General features: G+C 71.2%; 14 protein-coding genes and 1 pseudogene. 3 read left to right on the forward strand and 12 right to left on the reverse strand.

The genetic code is table 11. The features are described 5' to 3' along the window. Positions 1-89 precede the first annotated feature (89 nt). The 11 genes and pseudogenes from ACFY0F_RS30065 to ACFY0F_RS30115 all read right to left on the reverse strand — a co-directional run bounded on the left by ACFY0F_RS30065 (position 90) and on the right by ACFY0F_RS30115 (position 15,976). Complete coding sequence (locus ACFY0F_RS30065; protein WP_388801028.1) at positions 90-1,040, reverse strand: cyclase family protein; 951 nt, start codon at positions 1,038-1,040, stop codon at positions 90-92. Between the two features lie 18 nt (positions 1,041-1,058). Beyond that, entirely contained in the window at positions 1,059-2,093 is a 1,035-nt protein-coding gene (gene sbnA, locus ACFY0F_RS30070; RefSeq protein WP_388801031.1) for a 2,3-diaminopropionate biosynthesis protein SbnA, read from the reverse strand. A gap of 37 nt (positions 2,094-2,130) precedes the next feature. Beyond that, on the reverse strand, positions 2,131-3,189 hold the full coding sequence (sbnB, locus tag ACFY0F_RS30075) for a 2,3-diaminopropionate biosynthesis protein SbnB (RefSeq protein WP_388801034.1): 1,059 nt from the start codon (positions 3,187-3,189) through the stop codon (positions 2,131-2,133). Positions 3,190-3,197: 8 nt separating this feature from the next. Beyond that, the gene (locus ACFY0F_RS30080; RefSeq protein WP_388801037.1) at positions 3,198-4,205 is read right to left on the reverse strand and encodes a TauD/TfdA family dioxygenase; all 1,008 of its coding nucleotides are present in this window, start codon (positions 4,203-4,205) and stop codon (positions 3,198-3,200) included. A 51-nt stretch (positions 4,206-4,256) separates the two neighbouring features. Further along, entirely contained in the window at positions 4,257-7,520 is a 3,264-nt protein-coding gene (locus tag ACFY0F_RS30085; protein ID WP_388801040.1) for an amino acid adenylation domain-containing protein, read from the reverse strand. Further along, positions 7,505-10,066, reverse strand: coding sequence for a Pls/PosA family non-ribosomal peptide synthetase (locus tag ACFY0F_RS30090; protein ID WP_388801043.1), 2,562 nt, complete (start codon positions 10,064-10,066; stop codon positions 7,505-7,507). The genes ACFY0F_RS30085 and ACFY0F_RS30090 overlap by 16 nt, the downstream gene beginning before the upstream one ends. A 243-nt stretch (positions 10,067-10,309) precedes the next feature. Beyond that, a pseudogene (locus ACFY0F_RS30095) lies at positions 10,310-10,672 on the reverse strand (Ig-like domain-containing protein); the annotation flags it as partial. A gap of 441 nt (positions 10,673-11,113) precedes the next feature. Beyond that, positions 11,114-11,338, reverse strand: a complete 225-nt coding sequence (locus ACFY0F_RS30100) for a hypothetical protein (protein WP_388801046.1) — start codon at positions 11,336-11,338, stop codon at positions 11,114-11,116. 66 nt (positions 11,339-11,404) lie between these two features. Further along, positions 11,405-12,142, reverse strand: coding sequence for a flavodoxin family protein (locus ACFY0F_RS30105; RefSeq protein ID WP_388801049.1), 738 nt, complete (start codon positions 12,140-12,142; stop codon positions 11,405-11,407). A gap of 131 nt (positions 12,143-12,273) precedes the next feature. Continuing rightward, positions 12,274-15,003 carry a SpoIIE family protein phosphatase gene (locus ACFY0F_RS30110; RefSeq protein ID WP_388801052.1) on the reverse strand — a complete coding sequence of 910 codons (2,730 nt, stop codon included), beginning with the start codon at positions 15,001-15,003 and terminating at the stop codon, positions 12,274-12,276. Between the two features lie 127 nt (positions 15,004-15,130). Next, positions 15,131-15,976, reverse strand: coding sequence for a maleylpyruvate isomerase family mycothiol-dependent enzyme (locus tag ACFY0F_RS30115; RefSeq protein ID WP_388801055.1), 846 nt, complete (start codon positions 15,974-15,976; stop codon positions 15,131-15,133). A 186-nt stretch (positions 15,977-16,162) separates the two neighbouring features. On the opposite strand from ACFY0F_RS30115, the gene ACFY0F_RS30120 reads away from it, so the two are divergent. Next, positions 16,163-16,750 carry an RNA polymerase sigma factor gene (locus tag ACFY0F_RS30120; protein WP_388801364.1) on the forward strand — a complete coding sequence of 196 codons (588 nt, stop codon included), beginning with the start codon at positions 16,163-16,165 and terminating at the stop codon, positions 16,748-16,750. Continuing rightward, positions 16,740-17,534 carry a hypothetical protein gene (locus tag ACFY0F_RS30125; RefSeq protein ID WP_388801058.1) on the forward strand — a complete coding sequence of 265 codons (795 nt, stop codon included), beginning with the start codon at positions 16,740-16,742 and terminating at the stop codon, positions 17,532-17,534. Before ACFY0F_RS30120 ends, ACFY0F_RS30125 begins: the two co-directional genes overlap by 11 nt. A gap of 27 nt (positions 17,535-17,561) precedes the next feature. Here ACFY0F_RS30125 and ACFY0F_RS30130 read toward each other — a convergent pair whose 3' ends face one another. Beyond that, positions 17,562-18,470 (reverse strand): serine hydrolase, encoded by a 909-nt coding sequence (locus tag ACFY0F_RS30130; RefSeq protein WP_388801061.1) that lies wholly within the window; start codon positions 18,468-18,470, stop codon positions 17,562-17,564. Positions 18,471-18,980: 510 nt separating this feature from the next. Between ACFY0F_RS30130 and ACFY0F_RS30135 the strand changes: the two genes are divergently transcribed. Continuing rightward, the gene (locus ACFY0F_RS30135) at positions 18,981-19,826 is read left to right on the forward strand and encodes a CAP domain-containing protein (RefSeq protein ID WP_388801064.1); all 846 of its coding nucleotides are present in this window, start codon (positions 18,981-18,983) and stop codon (positions 19,824-19,826) included. The last annotated feature ends 100 nt before the right edge of the window (positions 19,827-19,926 follow it).

Consider the following 19,926-nt stretch of genomic DNA (forward strand, 5'->3'; position numbering starts at 1 on the left):
CGAGGATACGGGCAATGGGGTCACGAGTCACGGTTCGCGAATTCCGCACCCACACACGCGACCGCCGCGCCGTCCGCTCCTCGGCTCGCCTAGAGGACCGCGACCGGGGTCACCGGCGAGCCCGTCCCGGCCGGTATGTTCAGCGGGGCCACGACCAGCAGGAACGCGTGCCGTCCGGCCTCGGCCGCGGCGGCGGAGAGGGCTTCCAGGTCGAGGTTGTCCAGCAGCGGCACTCCCATCGCCGCGACGGCCAGCGCATGCACCGGTGAGTGCACGCCCTCGACGGGTGAGGGCCGCACATCGCTGTCGCCGTCACCGCCGATCAGCGCGACACCCCGCTCGGCCAGCAGCGGTACGGCGTCCACATGGAAACCCGCGCTCCCCGTGTCGGGGTCCCAGGCACCGAGTTCGGCACGTCGGCGGACGTGTCCCGAGCGCAGCAGCACCGCGTCACCCTCACCGATCACCACCCCGAGTGCCTGCTCGGCGGCGATGACGTCGGCCGCGTGCACCGCCTGCCCCGGCTCCAGCCAGCGGACCCCGAGGACGGCCGGCAGGTCGAGGAGCACGCCCCTCGTCACCAGGCATCCGAGCGCGGACACCGTGCCGAAGCGGGCGCCCGCGGCGTCGACGACCTCGTGTGCCGTGCGGCCGTCGTAGAGCTGCCCTTGGTAGGCGATGTGGCTCAGCGCGTCGAGATGGGTGACGCCCTTGCCGTGGTAGTCGGCGGCGATGAAGTCCTTGTACGTGGACGGTTCCGGGCTCTCCACGTCACCGAGATCGGTCATGTGGTGCAGGGCGGGCCTGCGGTTGTCGGGACCGGCCCGGGTGTTCCACGGCAGCGCCAGCGGGACCACCGTCCCGGACCGCACCGTGGCCGTGGCCCGCCGCACGTGGTCCGCCGTCACACGGTTCCACGCGCCGCGGTCGGCCGGGGCCCAGCGCCCCCAGGTGCGCACCGCCGCGAACATCGCGTCGAACTCCTGGCGGGAGACGGCGGGCCCGCCGCCGTCACCGGCCGGCCCGGGGTTCGCGGTCATGACACCGGCGCCACGGTCTCAGTGCTCCCCTCCACGGTCCTTCCCGACGGCTCGGCGCCGTGACACGGGCTTGGACCGCGGGGACGCGGCGGGTACCTCCTCGTCGAGGATCTTCTCGCCGTAGAGGTCCTGCAGCCAGTTGGCCTGGTAGATGGTGTCGAGATAACGCTCGCCGAGGTCGGGGGCGATGGCCACCGCGGTCAGGCCCCGGGTGTCGTGCCGGGCCAGCCAGTCCGTCGCGCCGCTCACCACGGTCCCGGTGGAGCCGCCGAACAGGAAACCGCGCCGGGCCAGCCGGTGGCAGGTGCGGATGGTGTCCGCCTCCTCGACCCGGATGACCTCGTCCACGTACGACTCGTCGAGCAGGGGCGGGCGCATGCTCATGCCGAGGCCGGGAATCATCCGGCGGCCGGGTTCGCCGCCGAAGGACACCGAGCCCACGCTGTCCACGGCGACGATCCGCACCGGGCGGTGCCACTGCCGGAACCAGCGCGCGCAGCCCATCAGGGTCCCGGTCGTGCCGGCCCCGACGAACAGCACGTCGAGCCGCGGGAAGTGGCAGGCGATCTCCGGTGCCGTGGTGCGGTAGTGCGCCCGCCAGTTGCCCGCGTTGGTGTACTGGCTGAGCCACACGTAGCGGTCGTCGGACGCGCAGAGCTCGCGCACGTAGTCGATCCGTTTGCCGAGGAAGCCGCCGTTGGCGTCCAGGTCGGCCACGATGTGCACCTCGCTGCCCAGCGCCTCCATCAGGAGTCTGGTGGACAGGTTGCAGCGGGAGTCCGTCACGCACAGGAACCGGTAGCCCTTGCTGGCGGCGATCATGCTGAGCGCCACGCCCAGGTTCCCGGACGACGACTCGACCAGGACCGAGTCCGGTTTGAGGACTCCGTCGCGCTCGGCCGCCTCCACCATCTCGTTCGCGGCCTTCAACTTGATGGAGCCGGCGAAGTTGAATCCCTCGCACTTCAGATAGAGACGGCTTCCGAGCACCGGCTCGAGGTCGACGTACAGGTGTCTTTCGTTGAAGGCGTGGGGAGCGGATATGACGGGCACGGTGGGCCTCCGGTTGCCAGGGCCGAGCGGGTGCGCCTCAGCCGTACCGGCGCAGGTCGTGGAAGAAGTCGTCGATGAGGCGGAGCTGTCCCGCCCGGGCCACCTCGTCGTGGACGTAACTGCCGACGGCGAGGTCGAGGACGCCGAGTCCGAAGGGTGAGAAGATCACCGGCCGGTCGGACGGCGGGGTGAGCCGTCCGGTCATGACGTCGTCGAGGGTGCCGTCCAGGAAGTCACGGTTGCCCGTGAGCTGTTCGGCCAGGTGGGGAGAGGTGTCGGCCTTCAGGCAGTGCTCGATGTCGTCGACGATGTTGGCCGCCGAGAGCAGGATCTCCGGGGCGAGGTCGCGCAGGGAGATGTGCAGCACCAGCGGATGGTGGGCGAACCACGCCGGGTCGGTGACATGGGGTTCTCCCGCGATGGTGGCGAAGACCACCAGGTCGCTGGAGCGGACGAGGTCCTCGGCGCTGTCGTGGACGGTGACCCGGCCGGGGGCACCGCTCTGCTCCAGGTAGCCGCGGAAACCGGCCGCGCTGTCGGCCGAGACGTCGTACACGCCGACCGTGTCGAACGTCCAGCCGGTCCCGGTCAGGAAGGTGTGGATGTAGCGGGCGATCAGGCCGGTGCCGAAGAAGCCGACACGTGCGGGCCGGGGCCTCGTGCGGCTGAGCCAGTCGGCCGCCAGCGCGGCGGAGGCAGCGGTCCTGGTCGCGCTGATGACGGAGCTCTCCAGGCACGCGAACGGGTAGCCGGTCTCGTGGTCGTTGAGGATGAGGACCGCGGAGGCCCGGGGCAGGCCGGCATTCACGTTGGCCGGGAAGCTGGAGATCCATTTCAGGCCGTCGACCCGGACCGACCCGCCGATGGAGGCCGGCAGCGCGATGATCCGGTCCGCGGGGCGGTCCGGAAAGCGCAGGAAGTACGACGGTGGGTTGACCGAGTCCCCGGCGCCGTGCAACCGGTAGGTGGCCTCGACGAGTTCGACGATCTCCTTCTCGCGACCGCGGAGGGCCTGCTGGACCTGGGCACCGGAGATCACGGCGAAGGCCGGTGCGGGGGCCTGGCCGGGGTCGGTCTGCCGCGTGGTGGCTGACATTGCCTTGGTCATCTCCTGCTCGCCTCCGGGGCCGGGTCGAGGTCGGGCAGCCGTCGGGGCTCGGCCATGGCGACGAGCACCTGGCGTTCCCCGCCGAAGGCCTCTCGGCTGTGTGCGGTGCGGATGTTGTCCACGAGCATGAGATCGCCGGCCTGCCAGGGCTCACGGCGGGTGTGCTCGTCGTAGGTGGCGTTGAGCAGCTGGACGACGTCCTCGCCGATCGGGGTGCCGTCCCCGAAGCGGGTGTTGAACGGCAGGGCGTCCTCGCCGTAGACGTCGACCAGGTACTCGCGCACCTCGGGGTCGAGCGTCCACTCGTTGAGGAAGGCGATCTGGTTGAACCAGCAGTGCCGGCCGGTGACCGGGTGCCGTACCACGGCACTGCGCCGCTGCCGTGTGTGCAGGGACCCGTCGGGCTGCCAGGCGAACTCGATGGCGTTGGCACGGCAGTAGTCCTCGACGGCGGTCCGGTCGTCGGTGCCGAAGGATTCCGCCAGGGACGCCCCGATCTCGTCGTTGTAGGCCCGGGTCAGCAGCCACCCCTCGCGCTCGAACCGTGTCCTCAGCTCGACGGGCAGCGCGCGCAGCACCTCCTCCGCGTCGGCGACCGCGGTGGCCCCGCCCTCGGCGGGCGCGGTCAGGCACGCGAACAGCATCAGGCCGGGCACCTCCAGGAGGTAGCTCAGTTCGTGGTGCATGCACATCGGCTGGTTCGCCGGCCAGGGCGTGGAGGAGTAGACCCCCGGGCCGAGTGTCTCGCGGGGGGCGAACGCCTCCTTCTCCGCCATCGGTTCACCGGCCAGGGCCGTGAACACGGCACCGGCCTCGGCCGCGTCCCGCGGTCGCAGACCCCGGACGATCAGCGCGCCGTGCTCGGTGACCTGGGCACGCAGCGCCTCGCGGTGCGCGGCCGCCCAGCTCACGGCGTCCCCCGGGGCGTCGATCCGCAGGATCGGAGGTCTGTCCGGCCGCAGCTGTACGTCGAGCGGTGTTGCCAGGGGTGGTGAGGACGACATGCGTGTCTCCTTTCGGTTGCCCGGTCGCCATCCGCACAGATGACGTCAGGCTCAGGGGGAGGCCAGTGGTGCGACGGCGCCCAGGACGGCCCGTGCGGCTTCGGCCGGCCGGGTACGCAGGAAGTAGTGGCCGCCGTCGGTGAGCTCGTGCAGCTCCACGTGCTCCGCCAGGAGCTGCCAGTCGCGCCAGCGCTCGGCGTACCCGGCGGTGACCGGATCGTCGGCGGCGACCACCACGGTGACCGGTGCCGACAGCTTCACCGCGGGCGGGGTCTCCAGCGCGGCCGCGAAATAGCGGTGCGCGGACACGTAGTCGTGCCGGTAGGCGGCACCGACGTGCTCGGCGTGCTCGGCGTCCAGCTCCCGCAGCTCGGTGTAGCCGCTGTCCGCGGTCAGCCGCGCGGCGATCCGGGCGTTGCTCCGGCCCGTCAGCTCGCCGACGGCGGCGCGCCGGCCGTCGGCGGTGCCGAGCAACTGCGCCCCGAGGAACACCCGGGAGACGTCCACACCGCGCTCCTGCAGCAGTCTCGCCGTCGCCACCGCCGGGGCGGCGCCCGACGAGTGGCCCCACAGCAGGACCCTGGCCGCACCGCGCCCGGTGATCTCGGTGACGACCCGCTCCGCCACTTCCTCGATCGACACGAACGGCTCGGTGTGGGCGGCGAGGTCGTGACCGGGCAGTTCCACGGCGTGGACGGCGACCCCGTCGGCCGCCAGGGCGCCCGCCATCGGCTGGTAGTTGACCGCGTTGCCGCCCGCGTAGGGGAAGCACACCAGCACGCACCGTGCGGTGCCGTCCGGTTCCGACAGCGGCTGCAGCAGTTCCGGGCGCTGCCGGGCGGCGCCGTCGAGAAGGGCGGCGAGGTCGGCCAGTACCGGGTGCCGGGTGATGTCCTTCAGGGACACGGCGCGGTCCAGGGCGATGGTGAGTTTCACGGCCGTCAGCGAGGTGCCGCCGGAGTCGAAGAAGTGGTCCGTGCGGCCGATCCCGTGTTCGGGGACGCCCAGCAGCTCGGCCCATGCTGCGGCCAGCTTCCGCTCGGTCGGGGTGAGCGGGGCACGGTCCTGGTCGCCGCAGGCGTCGCTCCGTGCGGGCGGTGCCGTCTGTTCGGCCAGCGCGGTCAGGGCCTTCCTGTCGATCTTCCCGTTGCCGGTGAGCGGCAGGCTCGGCTGCCAGTGGAAGGCGGAGGGGACCATGTAGGCGGGCAGCCGGGCGCCCAGCGCGTCGCGCAGTTCGTCCGGATGCCGGCGCCGGCCGGTGAAGAAGGCGATGAGGTGCTTGCTGTCGCCGGCCCGTTCGGCGACGACCACCGCGCCGTCCCGCACCCCGGACACTCCGAGGAGGGTGTTCTCGATCTCACCGATCTCGATGCGGAAGCCGCGGATCTTGACCTGGTTGTCCCGGCGGCCGAGGAACTCCAGCTTCCCGCCGGGCTGCCAGCGCCCCCAGTCACCTCCCAGGTACAGCCGCTCCCCCGGCCGGTACGGATCCTGCCGGTAGGCCTCACGGGTCCGCTCGGGATCGTTGACGTAGCCGCGCCCGACGCACACGCCGGCGAACGCGATCAGCCCCGGGGCGCCCAGCGGCACCAGCGCCAGGTGCTCGTCGACGACGTAGACGCGCACGTTGTTGACCGCACGCCCGAGCAGCACACGCTCGGGTACGTTCTCCATGACCTCGTGGTTGGTGTCGTCCGAAGTCTCGGTCAGGCCGTAGGCGTTGACGAGCTTGATCCCGGGCTGGAGCGCGAACCAGCGCTGGACCAGTTCCCGCTTCAGCGCCTCACCCGTGACCGACACACACCTCAGGTCCGGCAACGCGCGGGGATGCTTCTCCAGGTACGAGACGACGACCTCCAGGTAGGACGGCACGACCTGCACCACACCGGCCCGGCCGCGGACGAGGGTGTCGAGGAAGCGTTCCACGTCGACGACCACGTCCTGCCCGACCAGCAGGGTCCGCCCGCCCACCAGCAGCGCGGACACCAGTTGCCACAGCGAGATGTCGAAGCACTGGGGGGCTGTCTGGGCCACCACGGCCCCCTCGGCGATCCCCAGATCGTCGATCTTGGCGTGGATGTGGTTGAGCATGCCCTCGTGCTCGCACATGGCGCCCTTGGGCTCTCCGGTGGAGCCGGAGGTGAAGTAGATGTAGGCGAGCTGGTCGGCGGCGACCTCCACCCCGACGTCCGAGCCGTCCAGCTGCTGCTCGTAAGCGGTCTCGACCAGCAGCTTCTCGATTTCCGGCAGGGTGGCCAGGGCCTCCTCCAGGGTGCTGGTGCTGCCGGCTTCGGTCAGCACCAGCCGGCATCCGGCCCGTGACAGGGTTGCCGCGATACGTCCGGCGGGGAAGTGCGGTTCCACCGGCAGGTAGGCACCGCCCGCCTTGAAGACGGCCAGGGTCGCGGCCAGCCAGTCGAGCCGGCGTTCGGTGACCACCGCGACGGGGTCCTCCGGGCCCAGTCCCCGCGCCAGCAGGGCGCGCGCCAGCCGGTTGGCACGTGCGTTCAGCTCGCGGTACGTCCACTGCTGCGCGCCGTGCACCGCCGCCACGGACTCCGGATGCGCGCGGGCCCGCTGCTCGAACAGCTCGTGCACCCGTGCCCGCGGAAGTGCCCGGCGGGGACCGGCGAGCCCCTCGGTCTGTTCCTGCACCTCGTCGGCGGACAACAGGCTCTGCCGGGTGTGATCGGCGTCCGGGTCCGCCGTGATCGACCGCAGCGCGGCCAGGTGGTAGCCGCCGATCCGGGCCGCGCAGTCGGTGTCCAGCACCTGGGTGCGGTACCGCAGCCGCGCCGCCGTCCGCCCGTCCCGGTGGCACCAGCCCACCCCCAGCGCGGCGTCGTCGACGAGCCCGGTCTCCTCCCCCGCCGGGTCGAACACGACCTCGTACGACGGCCCGGCGACCCCGAGTTCCTGCCGCAGCTCCTCGACCGGGTAGTGCCGGTGCGCCAGCAGCTCCGTCTCAGCGCGGTGGGCCTCGGACACGAGCGTGTGCCAGGGCCCGGGGGCAACGGTCAGCCGGCACGGCAGCGGGCCGCCCCGCGCTCCCGCGGCGTAACCGGTCACGACCTCCTGTTCACCGGACAGCGCGGCCAGCACCTTGGCGTGCGCGGCCAGCAGCACCGCGCTCACCGGTACCGCCGAGCGCCGCGCCAGCTCACGTACCGCCCCGGCGACGTCGTCCGGCACGGTCACCTCGTACTCGGCCACTCCCGCGGCCGGCTCGGGAGCCCACCGCGGCACCGCCGTGAAACCACCGGCGGTCAGCACACGGCTCCAGAACTCCCGGTCCGCCTCTACGCGCGATCCCATCGAATGGCCTTCCTCAACTCGGCGTCCGGCATGTCCGCAGCGGGGTTGCCGCCCCACTGTGTGTTCGGGGGGACTTCCTCGCCCTTCATGAGGAAGGAGTCGGGTGCGAGCACGGCCCCGTCGCCCATCGTCACGCCGTAGTGCACGTGGGCGCCCACGCCGAGCGTGCAGCCGGGGCCGATGGTGGTGCCGTCGGACTTGAAGGTGCCGTCCTCCTGCGAGTGGCACTGGACCTTGCTCCCGGCGTTCAGGGTGCATTCGTCCCCGAGGGTGGTGAGTGTCCGCTCGGTCAGGTAGCAGCCGTCGTCGAAGACCCTGCTGCCGATACGGACACCCAGCAGCCGCCAGACCAGCGCCTTGAACGGGGTCCCGTTGAAGATGTTCAGGTAGTGGTCCGGGACCTTCCACAGGCGCTCGTGCCGCCAGAAGAGCGGGTCGTAGATGGAGCACAACCGTGGCCGCAGCCTGCGGAAGGACATGGTGCAGCGTTCCACCAGCACGTAGTGGACGGTGGTGTACGCGAGCGTCAGTGCCAGGTATCCGGCGATCACCATATGGCCGAGCACGCCGTACAGATCGACGGAGGCGAGGGCCAGGACCGTGAGGACGAAGGTGTGCAGCCACCGGGCGAACAGCATCACGGCCATCGAGCGGAGGTTGTACCGGTTCTTCGCCGCGAGACGGCGGCGCAGTGTGTCCCCGGTCCTGAGTTCGTCGAACCGGGCGTCGCGCTCCACCGACCGCGGGATCTCGAAGCAGGGCGAGCCGAGAAGCCCCACGCCCTCGCGGACCTCGCCGTCGAGGGGAACCATCACCTTCGTGGCGAGCAGGCAGTTCTCCCCCGTCCTGCCACCCGCGGGGTAGGCGATGTTGTTGCCGAGGAAGTTGCGGGCCCCGATCGACACCCGGGAGACCCGGAAGGACGTGCTGGAGAAGTCCGCGTTCACGATCGAGAGCCCGTCGGCCACCATCGTGCCGCTGCCGACGGAGACCAGGAACGGGCTCTCGTGCTGCAGCTCGGTGCCGAAGTTGGACCCGGTCTGCTCGACCCGGGACAGGTCGTATCCGAGGCCGCGGAGGTAGTGCACGATGTACGAGCTGTCCCCGAAGAGCCAGGCGAAGAACCTCACGTTGGTCATGCCGGCGATCGCCCGGTGGGCCGCGTAGTGGAAGCCGTACAGCGGATAGACCCGGTCGGGTTCGAGGGCCAGGCTCAGCAGACGCGGCACGGTGTACAGCGCGACGAGACCGAGGACCAGCAGGCCGAAGAACAGCACGAGGGACAGGGGCAGGGCGTCGGTGACCAGGACGGACAGCGCGAGTCCGGACGTGTCCGGGCCCAGTCGCCCACCGAGCGCCGGGACCTCGGTGAACAGCATGTACACCCCGCCGAACGCCCCCGGTATGTACACGAGGAAGAGCTGGGCCAGGGTGACGCACCCGAACCAGACCCGGCGTGGCGTGCCGCAGCTCGCCGGCGCGACCCTCACGTAGTCGACTTCCGTGGGCTCGGCCGGGGAGCCGTGCCGGCGCTCGCCGGCCGGGACCGTCTGGCCGCGGTACAGGGTGGAGGAGTGACCGAGCTGGGCGCCGTCACCCATCGACGTGTCGATGTCGAGGACGGTCTTCTCCCCCACGAACACGTCTCGGCCGAGTGTCACCGGTCCGGTCTGGATGCGCCCCGCGTGCGCTCGGTAGCACAGGAAGAAGGCGTCCTTGCGGATCACCGTCCCGGCTCCGACGGTGAACAGGTCGGTGCAGACGGGTACGGAGTGGGACAGGATCGTGACTCCCTTGCCGATACGCGCGCCGAGGGCCCGCAGATACAGCACGTAGAGCGGATTCCCGGCGAAGAGAACCATCGGGTTCGCGTGGAGCAGCGCCTTGACGAGCCAGAAGCGCAGATAGGCAAGACCCCAGACGGGGAACTCCGCGGGTTTCCAGCGGCCGACGAGCAGCCATTTGGCAACGACGGGGAACAGGCACATGGCCACGAAACAGGCGCCGCCGAAGAGAAGCGACCGCAGATAGATGTCGACCAGACCGGTCCCGTCGGCGATCCACTCGTATCCCCGGGCCGCGACCAGCCCCGTCACGAAGGAGTACGCCAGGAAGACCAGCAGCTGGGCCGTGCCGCAGAGGAAGTGGGTCAGCCGACTCGTCGTCGCGGGCGCCGGCGCGGTGGTCGGTGCCGAAGAGGAGGGCGGCTTCTGGAGCGGTGATCCGGCGGCAGCGGGCGTCGCCGTCTCGAGGGCCGCCGCGAGGCTCCGGATCGTGGGATACCGGTAGATGTCCTTCATCGACGCGGACGGCAGGTCCGGCCGTTTCCTGATCCGCGCGCAGAACTGCGCCATCAGCAGGGAGTTGGCGCCGAGGTCGGTGAAGAAGTGACTGTCGACCGGGATGCGTTCGCGGCACGTCACGTCGGCCAGTACGTCCGCGAGCCGGCGCTCCGTCTCGGTCGCCGACGGGCCGGAACTGCCGCGTATGTCGACAACCGCTTGGTCCGGCCCGAATATATGGGTCTCGGAGGACTGCTCCACCATGCGACCTCCTGGCGCACTCTGCGACAGCCTGCGACCGAACCACGGGAGAACCGCGGTCGCCGTGGGTCAATCACTGATCACGAACCGTGGATCTCAGTTTCGGTCGGCTGCCACCGTGCTGCCACTCCGGATGGGCCGTCGTGCGGGGAGCGAGGGGCCGAAGAGCCTGTCTGCCTTGACTTCAGGCGTCGACCGGTCCTGGACGGGGATCACCCGTATGGACTTTTCCGCCCGGGGCGGCTGTCAGCCGAAGCGCCGGTCGGTGTGGTGCCGGTGGCGGTGCTTGACGGTGACCTCGGCCCGGGCGGTGTGGCTGACCGAGGACGGCGCGGTGGTGCTGACGGACGGCGTCGTCTTGGTGATCTTCAGCGTGGTGGTCGTCGAGGACGCGCCCAGCTTGCCGTCGCCCGCGTAGGAGACGGTCAGCGTGTGTGTGGCGACCTCGAGGTGGTTGGACAGGCCGACGCCGACCTTGCCGGAGCTGTCCAGGGTGGCGGTGCCCGGAACGGTGCCGCTCTCCTTCACCGTGACCTTGCCGGTGGGGACCGCGCCGTGCGAGCCGGTGACGGTGACGGCGACCTTCGGGGTCCTGCCGTACGCGGTCGTCGCCGCGGTCGTCTTCGTGGTGCTCGCGAACGTGACGGAGCCCTTCCACGTGGCGGCCGCACCCGTGCCGTTGAGGTTGGCGGCGCAGACCGTGGCGCTCCTGGACGACCGGAATGTTCGGGGAGAGCGTCGCGTCGGTCAGGCCGATCGCGCCGAGGAAGAACTTGCGGGTGCCGGAGCCGCTCTGCGGGATCCCGGGGTGCACGGTCTGGCCGTTCACGGTGGTGAGCGTGCCGGAGTAGATGTCATGCAGCCGGTCCACGGTCAGCGTGTCCAGGGCGGGGCCCTTCACCGCGACGCCGACCGCGTCCCGGGTGAACGGGATGTCGGTGAGCGCGGTGCCGGAGTTGCTCGGGCCGCTGGAGGAGCGGGCGAAGTCGACCTGGCCGCCGATGGAGACACCGGCGGAGTCCGGGTACTTGTCGCCGGTCAGGGACTCGCTCAGGGCCAGGCGGCCCTTGCCGGAGCTGTTCGGGCGCAGGAAGGACGGGCCGCCGGAGCGGGTGGTGATGTTCGACGTGGTGGGCCGGTGCCGGGCTCGATGGCGTCGTAGAAGGCGATACCGGCGCCGCTCGCCGCCTTCACGGCGGTCGAGCTGTAGCTCCTGCCGTTCACGGTGTCGCCGGCCAGGGCGTTCACCACGTCCTGGGTGGTGTCGGAGCCCACGCCGACAAGCTGGCGGAACGTTGCGGCGGGGGCGGTGTGCGGCGGCTCTGAAGCGGGGCGCCCTCTCTACCGGTGCTCGGGGTTCTCGTAGTCGCGTCGGCAGCCCGCGTCCCAGGCGGTGCGCTGGTTGCCGTAGGCGGGGATGCCGCCGAGGTCCTTCAGCGCCCGGGCCAGGTGCAGCAGGTTCCAGGTCATGAAGGTCGTGTTGCGGTTGGTGAAGTCGTTCTCCGGGCCGCCCGAGCCGGGGTCGAGGTACGAGGGACCGGGGCCCGCCTCACCGATCCACCCGGCGTCCGCCTGCGGGGGGATGGTGTAGCCCAGGTGCTGCAGGCTGTAGAGCACGTTCATGGCGCAGTGCTTGACGCCGTCCTCGTTGCCGGTGATCAGGCAGCCGCCGACCCGTCCGTAGTACGCGTACTGACCCGACTCGTTGAGCAGGCTGGAGCAGGCGTACAACCGCTCGATCACCTGCTTCATCACGGAACTGTTGTCCCCCAGCCAGATGGGGCCCGCCAGTACGAGGATGTCGGCGGCCAGCACCTGCCGGTACAGCTCCGGCCAGTCGTCGCTCCGCCAGCCGTGCTCCGTCATGTCCGGCCACACACCCGTGGCGATGTCGTGGTCCACGGCGCGCACCTGGTCGACCCGCACGCCCTGGGCGTCCATGATGGCGGTACTGCGGTCGATCAGCCCCTGGGTGTTGCTCGGTTCCGGGGACCGTTTGAGGGTGCAATTGATCACCAGTGCACGCAGATCGTCGTACCGGGCGGGCGGTGCGTCGGTGGCGGGCGACGAAGCGGTCACACGATCCTCCCAGATGCCTGCCGCCGCTCATGGCCGGGGCGGCACGTCCGTGTCCGGGTCAAGCGTGCGGGACGGCCACGACCGACGCCACCGCAGGGCGTCCGAACGGCGGTCCGGGTCAGCCGTCGCGCTCACAGCTCTGCGCCGAAGTCCATGTCGGCCAGTGCCGGGCCGGCGTCCTCGCCGGGCTTCGGCAGTGCCGCTTCCGCCCAGATCACCTTCCCCTGGGGGGTGTACCGGGTGCCCCAGCGCTCGGTGAGCTGCGCGACCAGGAACAGGCCGCGGCCACCCTCGTCGGTCGTGGCGGCGTACCGCAGATGCGGCGAGGTGCTGCTGCCGTCGGACACCTCGCAGACCAGGGTGCGGTCGTGGATCAGCCGGACGCTGATGGGATCGCTGCCGTAGCGGATGGCGTTGGTGACGAGCTCGCTCAGTACCAGTTCCATGCTGAAGCCGAGCTCCGTCAGGCCCCACTCGTCGAGCCTCTCGGAGGCGGCGAGGCGCACCTTCGCGACGGCGGCGGGGTCGGCCGGGACGTCCCAGTCGGCGATCCGGTCGGCGGGCAGTCCCCGGGCGCGGGCGATGAGCAGGGCGACGTCGTCCTGGGGGCGCCCGGGCAGCAGTTCGTCCAGCACGGCCCGGCAGCTGTCGTCCGGCGCCCGGTCGGGGTGGCCCGCCAGGGCCCGGCGCAGCAGTTCCATTCCCACGTCCAGGTCACGCGAACGGTCCTCGACGAGGCCGTCGGTGTACAGGACGAGCTGGGCACCCTCGGGGAGGTCCAGCTCCGCCGTCTGGAACGGCATGCCCCCCAGGCCGAGCGGCGGCCCGGCCGGCAGGTCGGGGAAGGTGGCGCTGCCGTCGGGGAGGACGAGCGCGGGGGCCAGGTGCCCGGCGCGCGCCATGGCGCAGCGGCGGCTCACGGGGTCGTAGATCGCGTACAGGCAGGTGGCGCCCACGACGGCCGCGGGGGTCTCGGGACATGTCTCGTCCTGGTCGATGCGGCCGACCAGGTCGTCCAGATGACTCAGCAGTTCGTCGGGCGGCAGATCCAGGGTGGAGAAGTTGTGCACCGCGGTCCGCAGCCGGCCCATCGTGGCGGCGGCGTGCAGACCGTGGCCGACCACGTCGCCGACGACCAGGGCCACCCGGCTGCCGGGCAGCGGGATCACGTCGAACCAGTCGCCGCTCACCCCCGACTGGGCGGGGATGTAGCGGTAGCCGACGTCGAGGGTGCTCTGTTCGGGCAGGGCCCGCGGCAGCAGGCTGCGCTGGAGGGTGACCGCCACGGCGTGCTCGCGGGTGTAGCGGCGGGCGTTGTCGATGCTGACGGCGGCGCGGGCCACCAGCTCCTCCGCCAGCGACAGCTCCTCCTCGTCGAAGGGGCCTTGTTCCTCGGTCCGCCAGAAGTTCGCCAGGCCCAGTACGACGCCACGGGCCTTGATCGGGGCCGCGATGAGGGAGTGGATGCCGTACTCCAGGATCCTCGCGGTGTGCTCGGGGTCCTGCTCGTGCCAGCCCGCGGCGGTCGACAGGTCGGCCACCAGTTCGGAGCGGCCCGCGCCGTAACCGCGCGCCTGGGGCGTGGAGGGCAGGAAGTCGATCAGCCGGTCCTTCTCGTAGAGGGGGTGGTCGTCCCGGATGCCGAACACGGCGATGCGTCGCATGCCGGTCGCCGTGGTGCCGGGTTCCTCTCCGTGGAGCACGGCGTCGGCCAGGTCCACGCTGACGAAGTCGGCGAAGCGCGGAACGGCGACGCGCGCGAGCTCGTCGGCCGTGCGAACCATGTCCAGGGTGGTGCCGACGCCCAGTCCGGCGTCGTACAGCAGCTTCAGCCGGTCCCGGGCCACCTGAGCCCTGCCGGACACGGCCTGCAGCTCGGTGGAGTCGCGCAGGGTGACCACGGTTCCCCTGGGGCCTCCGCGGCTGTCCGTGGGCCGCTGGTTGACCGCCAGCAGCCGGGGGCCGCCGAAGTGCACCTCGTCGGTGGCCACGCGGCCGGAGGTGAGGAGCGCGACGGTTTCGGGTTCCAGGGTCGCCAGTTCGCTCACGTGGTTGCCCTCGGCGTCCGAGGGCAGGTCCAGGAGACGTTTGGCCTCGTCGTTCGCCAGCAGCAGCACCCCGTCGTCATCGATGATGAGCACCCCTTCGCGTACGGAGTGCAGCACCGCGTCGTGGTGTTCGTACATGCGGGCCATCTCGTGCGGGGCCAGACTGTGGGTCTGCCGTCGCAGCCGTCTGCTCACCAGCGCCGTCACCCCGGTCGCCGCTCCGAGGGCGCCCGCGCCGGCGGCCAGGATGATCGGCAGCTGCCGGTCCACCTGGTTGGTCACGTTCCTGACCTTGAGCCCGGCGGAGACCAGGGCCACCACCTTGTGGTCGGCGTTCCATACGGGAACGGTGGCCTGGACCTCCTGGCCCAGCGGACCGTGGACGCTCTCGGTGTAGACCTTCCCGGCCAGCGACGGGCCGATGGTGCCCACGAAGCGCTTGCCGATCCGGCTCGGTATGGGATGGGTGTAGCGGATGCCGTGGGTGTCCATGACGACGACGAAGTCGACACCCGCGGACCTGCGTCCCGCCTCGGTCAGTGGCTGGAGCACTTTCGACGGGGCGGGGGTGTGCAGGGCGGCGAGGATGCCCGGTGAGTGCGCGAAGGTCTGCGCGACGGCTATGGAGCGGCGCTTGGCCTCGGCGTTGGTGTCCCGCCGCGACTGCAGGAAGAGGGCGAAGACGGCGCAGACCACGAGCAGCACCACGAGCGCCACCTGCAGGAGGAACACCTGCCCTGCGACGCTTCGTGGGCTCTTTCCCGTCAGCGAAGGCAGTGATACACGCCTAAGCCGGGCAAATCGGTCTCGCATCCGGCCTTTCTAACATTGCCGGTCCCCAGTCGTCACCACCCGGTCCGACAATCCTTGACCACTGCTTCCCCTCTGGTCACACCGGTCACAGATGTCACGACGACTTCGCCCGGTCCGGGGCGGCCGCTCAGAAGGCGGTGCGGGTGAACCAGGAGTCGAGAATCGCCGGCTCTCCCGAGACGCCGAAGACGGCCTCATGGTACGAACGGCGCCCGTAGAGCAGCAGGAGCACGTCCTCGGCCGGCCCCCGCACCGTGACGTGGGGCTGCTCGGCCGGCGCGGCCCCCGGCGCCGGTGCGGGCAGGAGGCGGAAGCCGTCCGGATCGAGCCGCACCCGCCATTCCTCGCCGGTTCCGCCGGCGGAGTCCGTACACCTGAAGGCGATGCTCTCGCCGTCGCCCCGCAGCTCGGTCACCGCGGGGGCGAAGAGACCCGCGTGGGGCAGGTTGACGAGGAACTCGTCCACGCCGTCCGCCGCCAGGACCGGGTCGACGGCCGACGCACCGCCGACGGCGCGCTCCGCGTCCACCCGGTGCACCAGCGTCTCGAACAGCATCCGGCGGGCCCAGAACCGTGCGTGCTGGTCCTCACCCCAGGCCCACATGGCCGCCCCGGGGTCCGTCGCCCGCAGCACGGCTGCCACCTGGGGCACCCCCGCCGCCACCCAGTCGGCATAGTCACGCGCCCGTTCCGGCAGCCCCAGCTCCACGTCGCGGCTGCGCGGCGGTTCCTGCACCAGCCGGGTCAGAAGCGCGGAGAACCAGCGCTGCAGGGCTCCCACGTGCCGGGTGAGCTCGGCCAGCGTCCAGTCGGGGCAGGAGGGCACGGCGCCGGCGGGGTCCGCGCCCCTGACCACCTCGGCGAAGCGCAGGGTCTCCCGCTCGATCGCCTGCCGGTACGTGTCGTACGGCAGGGGGTGCCCCGTCCTGCCCACCGACCCGCCACCGGTCGCCCTGGTGCCCGTCGTCTCCATGCGCTGCCGTCCTTCCGCCCCACCCGTTCTCCGTCGCGCCCAGTGTGACGGCTGGAGTGCGCTCGAAGGCAAATCCGTCGAGTGCCCCAGGCAACGGAAGCCGTACGGAGAGAGAATCGGAAGATGACCTTCCGTTTCTATGACGGCCGGGCAATCCCGAGGTTCGCGTGGCCCGTACATAGAGATATGTCGAGATTCCGGTTTCCCGCGGGCCGCCTTCCGGACGAGGCGCTGCTGTCCGGGCTGGCCACGGGTGATCCGGAACTCGCGGTGACATTCGTGCGCCGGTTCCAGCACACGGTGTTCGGTGTCGCGATCGCCGTGACCGGTGATCCGCAGCTCGCCGAGGACGTCGCCCAGCAGACGTTCGAGCGGGCGTGGCGGCATGCGCAGATCTACGACGCGCGCCGGGGCTCGGTGCGGACCTGGCTGACGGCCATCGCCCACAACCTCGCCATCGACGCCGTCCGCTCGCGGCGGCCGGAGCCGGTGGCACCCGAGGACCTCGAAGCGATCATCGGGGTCGTCAGTGAGACGCCCGAGCAGCATGCGCTGGCCGACGAGGCGTCCTCCCGGCTCCGGGCAGCCGTGGCGCAGCTGCCGCCCGAACAGGGGCGCGCGCTGGTGATGGCGGGCATCTACGGCATGACCGCCCAGCAGATCGCCGACTCGGAGAAGATCCCGCTGGGCACCGCCAAGACACGCGTCAGAACGGCGATGGGCAAGCTGCGCACCACGCTCACGTCTCCGAAACGAGGCGACCATGTCCAGTGACGTCACCTGCGAGAAGCTGCGGAGCATCGGGGCCGAGCTGGCGCTCGGTGTGCTGCCCGGCCGGGAACGGGCCGGCGCGGTGGCTCATCTGGACGTGTGCGCGGACTGCCGGGAGTACGTCGAGCAGCTGACCCTGGTGGGTGACGGACTCATCGGGCTGCTGCCCGGCAGCGAGCCGCCCGTCGGGTTCGAGACCCGGGTGGCGCAGGCGCTGACGCATGCGGCGCCCGGGCACGAGGGCAGTCCGCACAACCGCGGGTCTCCCGCCCTGGCCAAGGGCCTGCGCGGACGGATACGGCTACGGGCGGCCTCCGTCGCCGCCGCGCTGCTCGTCGCGGTGGGGTTCGGCGGCTGGGCGGTCGGCACGGCGATCGAGGATGTCGCGGCCGGGCCCTCGTCGACCTCGGCCGACACCGGCACGCATCTCCTGTCCGGCAATCTGACCTCGGCCGGCACGCGGGGCAGTCCGGTCGGCGAGATCTACGCGCACCCCGGCCCCGAAGGCTGGGTCTACATGGCGCTCGACCTCGCCGAGACCGGCCGCCCCTACAGCGGCAAGGTCTTCTGCCTCCTGACCCACAGGGACGGCAGCACGGTCCCCATAGGCAGCTTCGCACTGCGCCAGGGCAGGGGCTCCTGGGGCGGACCCGCTTCCGTCGACCCCTCGGCCCTCACCGGCGCACAGTTGACGACGCCCGACGGCACCGTGCTCGCGACGGCGCACCTGGGCACCTCCGATGTGGCCGCCCAGGGGCCGGGGCTCTGGACACCCGCATCCTGGTGACGACCGGACAGCGGCAGGACCACGGCGTCAGCGGGCGGCGGCCGAGGAGACGGCCGCCCGTGCCGCGCGCTCGGTCATGGAGACACCGTCCCGCATCGTCGTGCTGCCGTCCGAGAGAACCACGACCAGATACCGCCGTCCGCCGGTGGTGATCCGTCCGACGCTGTTGACGTCCCACAGCCCGGTGGTGGTGCGCTGCAACCAGCCGTTCTTGAGCGCCCAGCCGGACCCGGCCGCCGAGACACCCCAGGCCTGCTCGGGAGAGACACGGGACATCAGCGCGCGGAGGTAGGTGCGGGACTCCTCATTGAGCGCCGGGGAGGCGGATCCGGGGGCGCGGTCGGGCGCGTGGTCGGGGGCGAAGACCGCGCACAGCAGTCGTATCTGGTCGCTCGCCGTCGTCCGCGTCAGTCCCCACGTCGGACCGGATCCGCCCTCGGTCGAGGTCAGCCCGAGCCGCTTGTTGGCCGTGTCGAGACCCGGCGCCAGGCCGATGCGCCGCCACAGCGCGCCCGCCGCCGCGTTGTCGCTGTGCTCGATCATCGCTTCCGCCTCGGCGCGTTCCTGCGCGGTGAGATCCCGTCCGGCGTCCTGGGCCTCGAGCAGCGCGGCGGCGAGGATGTCGACCTTGACGATGCTGGCGGTGTCGTACGGGGTGTCGTCGCCGTACACCACGGGCCGGCCGTCACCGCCGTCCAGGTCCAGTACGGCGGCCGTCACCCGCTCCTTGCCGCGGGGCTGCACCCGCGCGAGGAACGCGGCCGTCGCAGGGTCCGACCGCAAGGTTGCGCTGTCGGACCGCGCGGGCTCCGGAGCCGCTGCCGCCGGTACCGGGTCCACCGTCCCCGCCGCCAGGAGGCCCGCCGTCGAGGCCGCCACGACACCGGCCCACATGGCGGTGCGGACATGCGACAGGGAGCGGGGGCGGTACGGCATGGTCAGGGACCTCGGCAGTTCGTGGGGAAAGGGCACAGTTCCGCGAACCTAAGCAAAACGACTGTCGTACGGCGTGACCGCCGCCACGAAAAGCCCGCTTTCGACTGAACTGTGAAAGGACTCACAGAGCGGCCGGGCACCAAGGGGCCGCATCCCACGTTCGTGACATCCGTCACGTCGACCAAGAGAACTACTGGTCGTGGTTAGTAGACGACGCCCGGAAGACAAATGGGCCTTTGTCCGTCTTGTTGCGGACGGATGCCGAGGCGGGTTCGCCCGCCTCGCGTTCACGCGGACATTTCCCGCACGGCTGCGCACCAAAGGGTGCCTGACGGGTAATCAGGGGCCGGTGCCCTCTGTGGATGCCCGACCAGCACGCTCGCCCTGCCGTTTCAAGGGCCGTCAGGACCTACGGACCCTGGTAGTACCAGTGGCTCTTTGCACTCCGTGTGAGGCCGTTCTAACAATGACGGCCCGCAGGACGTCGTCGCAGCTCAGGACAGGTCACGCATGGGAAAGCACCGCAAGAAGCAGCATTACCGGCGGATAGTTGTCGCTGCCGCCGTCGTGGGCGCCGTGGGCGTGCCGTCCGTCGCCATGGCCTGCTCCGACTGGGGCGTCGGCGACGGAACCCGGCTCTCCAGCGCCCCGGCGGACATCGCCGGCACACCGCTGGGTCTCGACAGCGCACCCACGGGTCTCGACAGCGGCGCACCCGCGGGTCTCGACGGCACACCGGCGGACGCCTTCGGCACCCCGGCGAACAAGGCCGAGCAGTGGCGCCGCACCGACGGGCATCGGCACTGGAAGGGCCACCGAATTCGTCACCGGCACGGCGCGCCCACCGCTCCACCGGCGTCACCGGCCCCGGTCGCCTCCCCGAGCACGACCGCGGCGCCCAAGCCCACCACGCCGAAGCCCGCCGGCACCTCCGCGGCTCCCGCCGCGCCGAGCACACCGAAGGCCACGGCCACGGCGTCCGGGGCCACCGCCCGCGTCATCGAGCTCGTCAACGCGGAGCGCGCCAAGGTGGGTTGCCCGGCCCTGACCCCGAACGCGACCCTCACGAAGGTCGCCCAGGCACACAGTGCGGACATGGCAGCCCACCAGAACATGTCGCACACCGGGTCCGACGGGTCCTCCCCGGGTGACCGGCTCACGAGTGCCGGCTACGACTGGAGCGCCTACGGCGAGAACGTCGCCTACGGCTATTCCACGCCGGAGCAGGTCATGGCGGGCTGGATGGCCAGTCCCGGTCACCGGGCCAACATCCTCAACTGCTCGTTCAAGGAGATCGGCGTCGGCCTCGCCCAGCCCGACTCCTACTGGACCCAGGACTTCGGCACGGCCCGGTAGGCGTCGTACCGGCCACGCCTGGTGACCGAAGGTCCTTACGGCCGGCCCGGGGCAGGGCCGGCCGAAAGACGCCGTCGGTCTCAACCGGCCTGATCCACAA

The organism is Streptomyces sp. NPDC001544 (genome assembly GCF_042894285.1).
Lineage (GTDB): Bacteria > Actinomycetota > Actinomycetes > Streptomycetales > Streptomycetaceae > Streptomyces.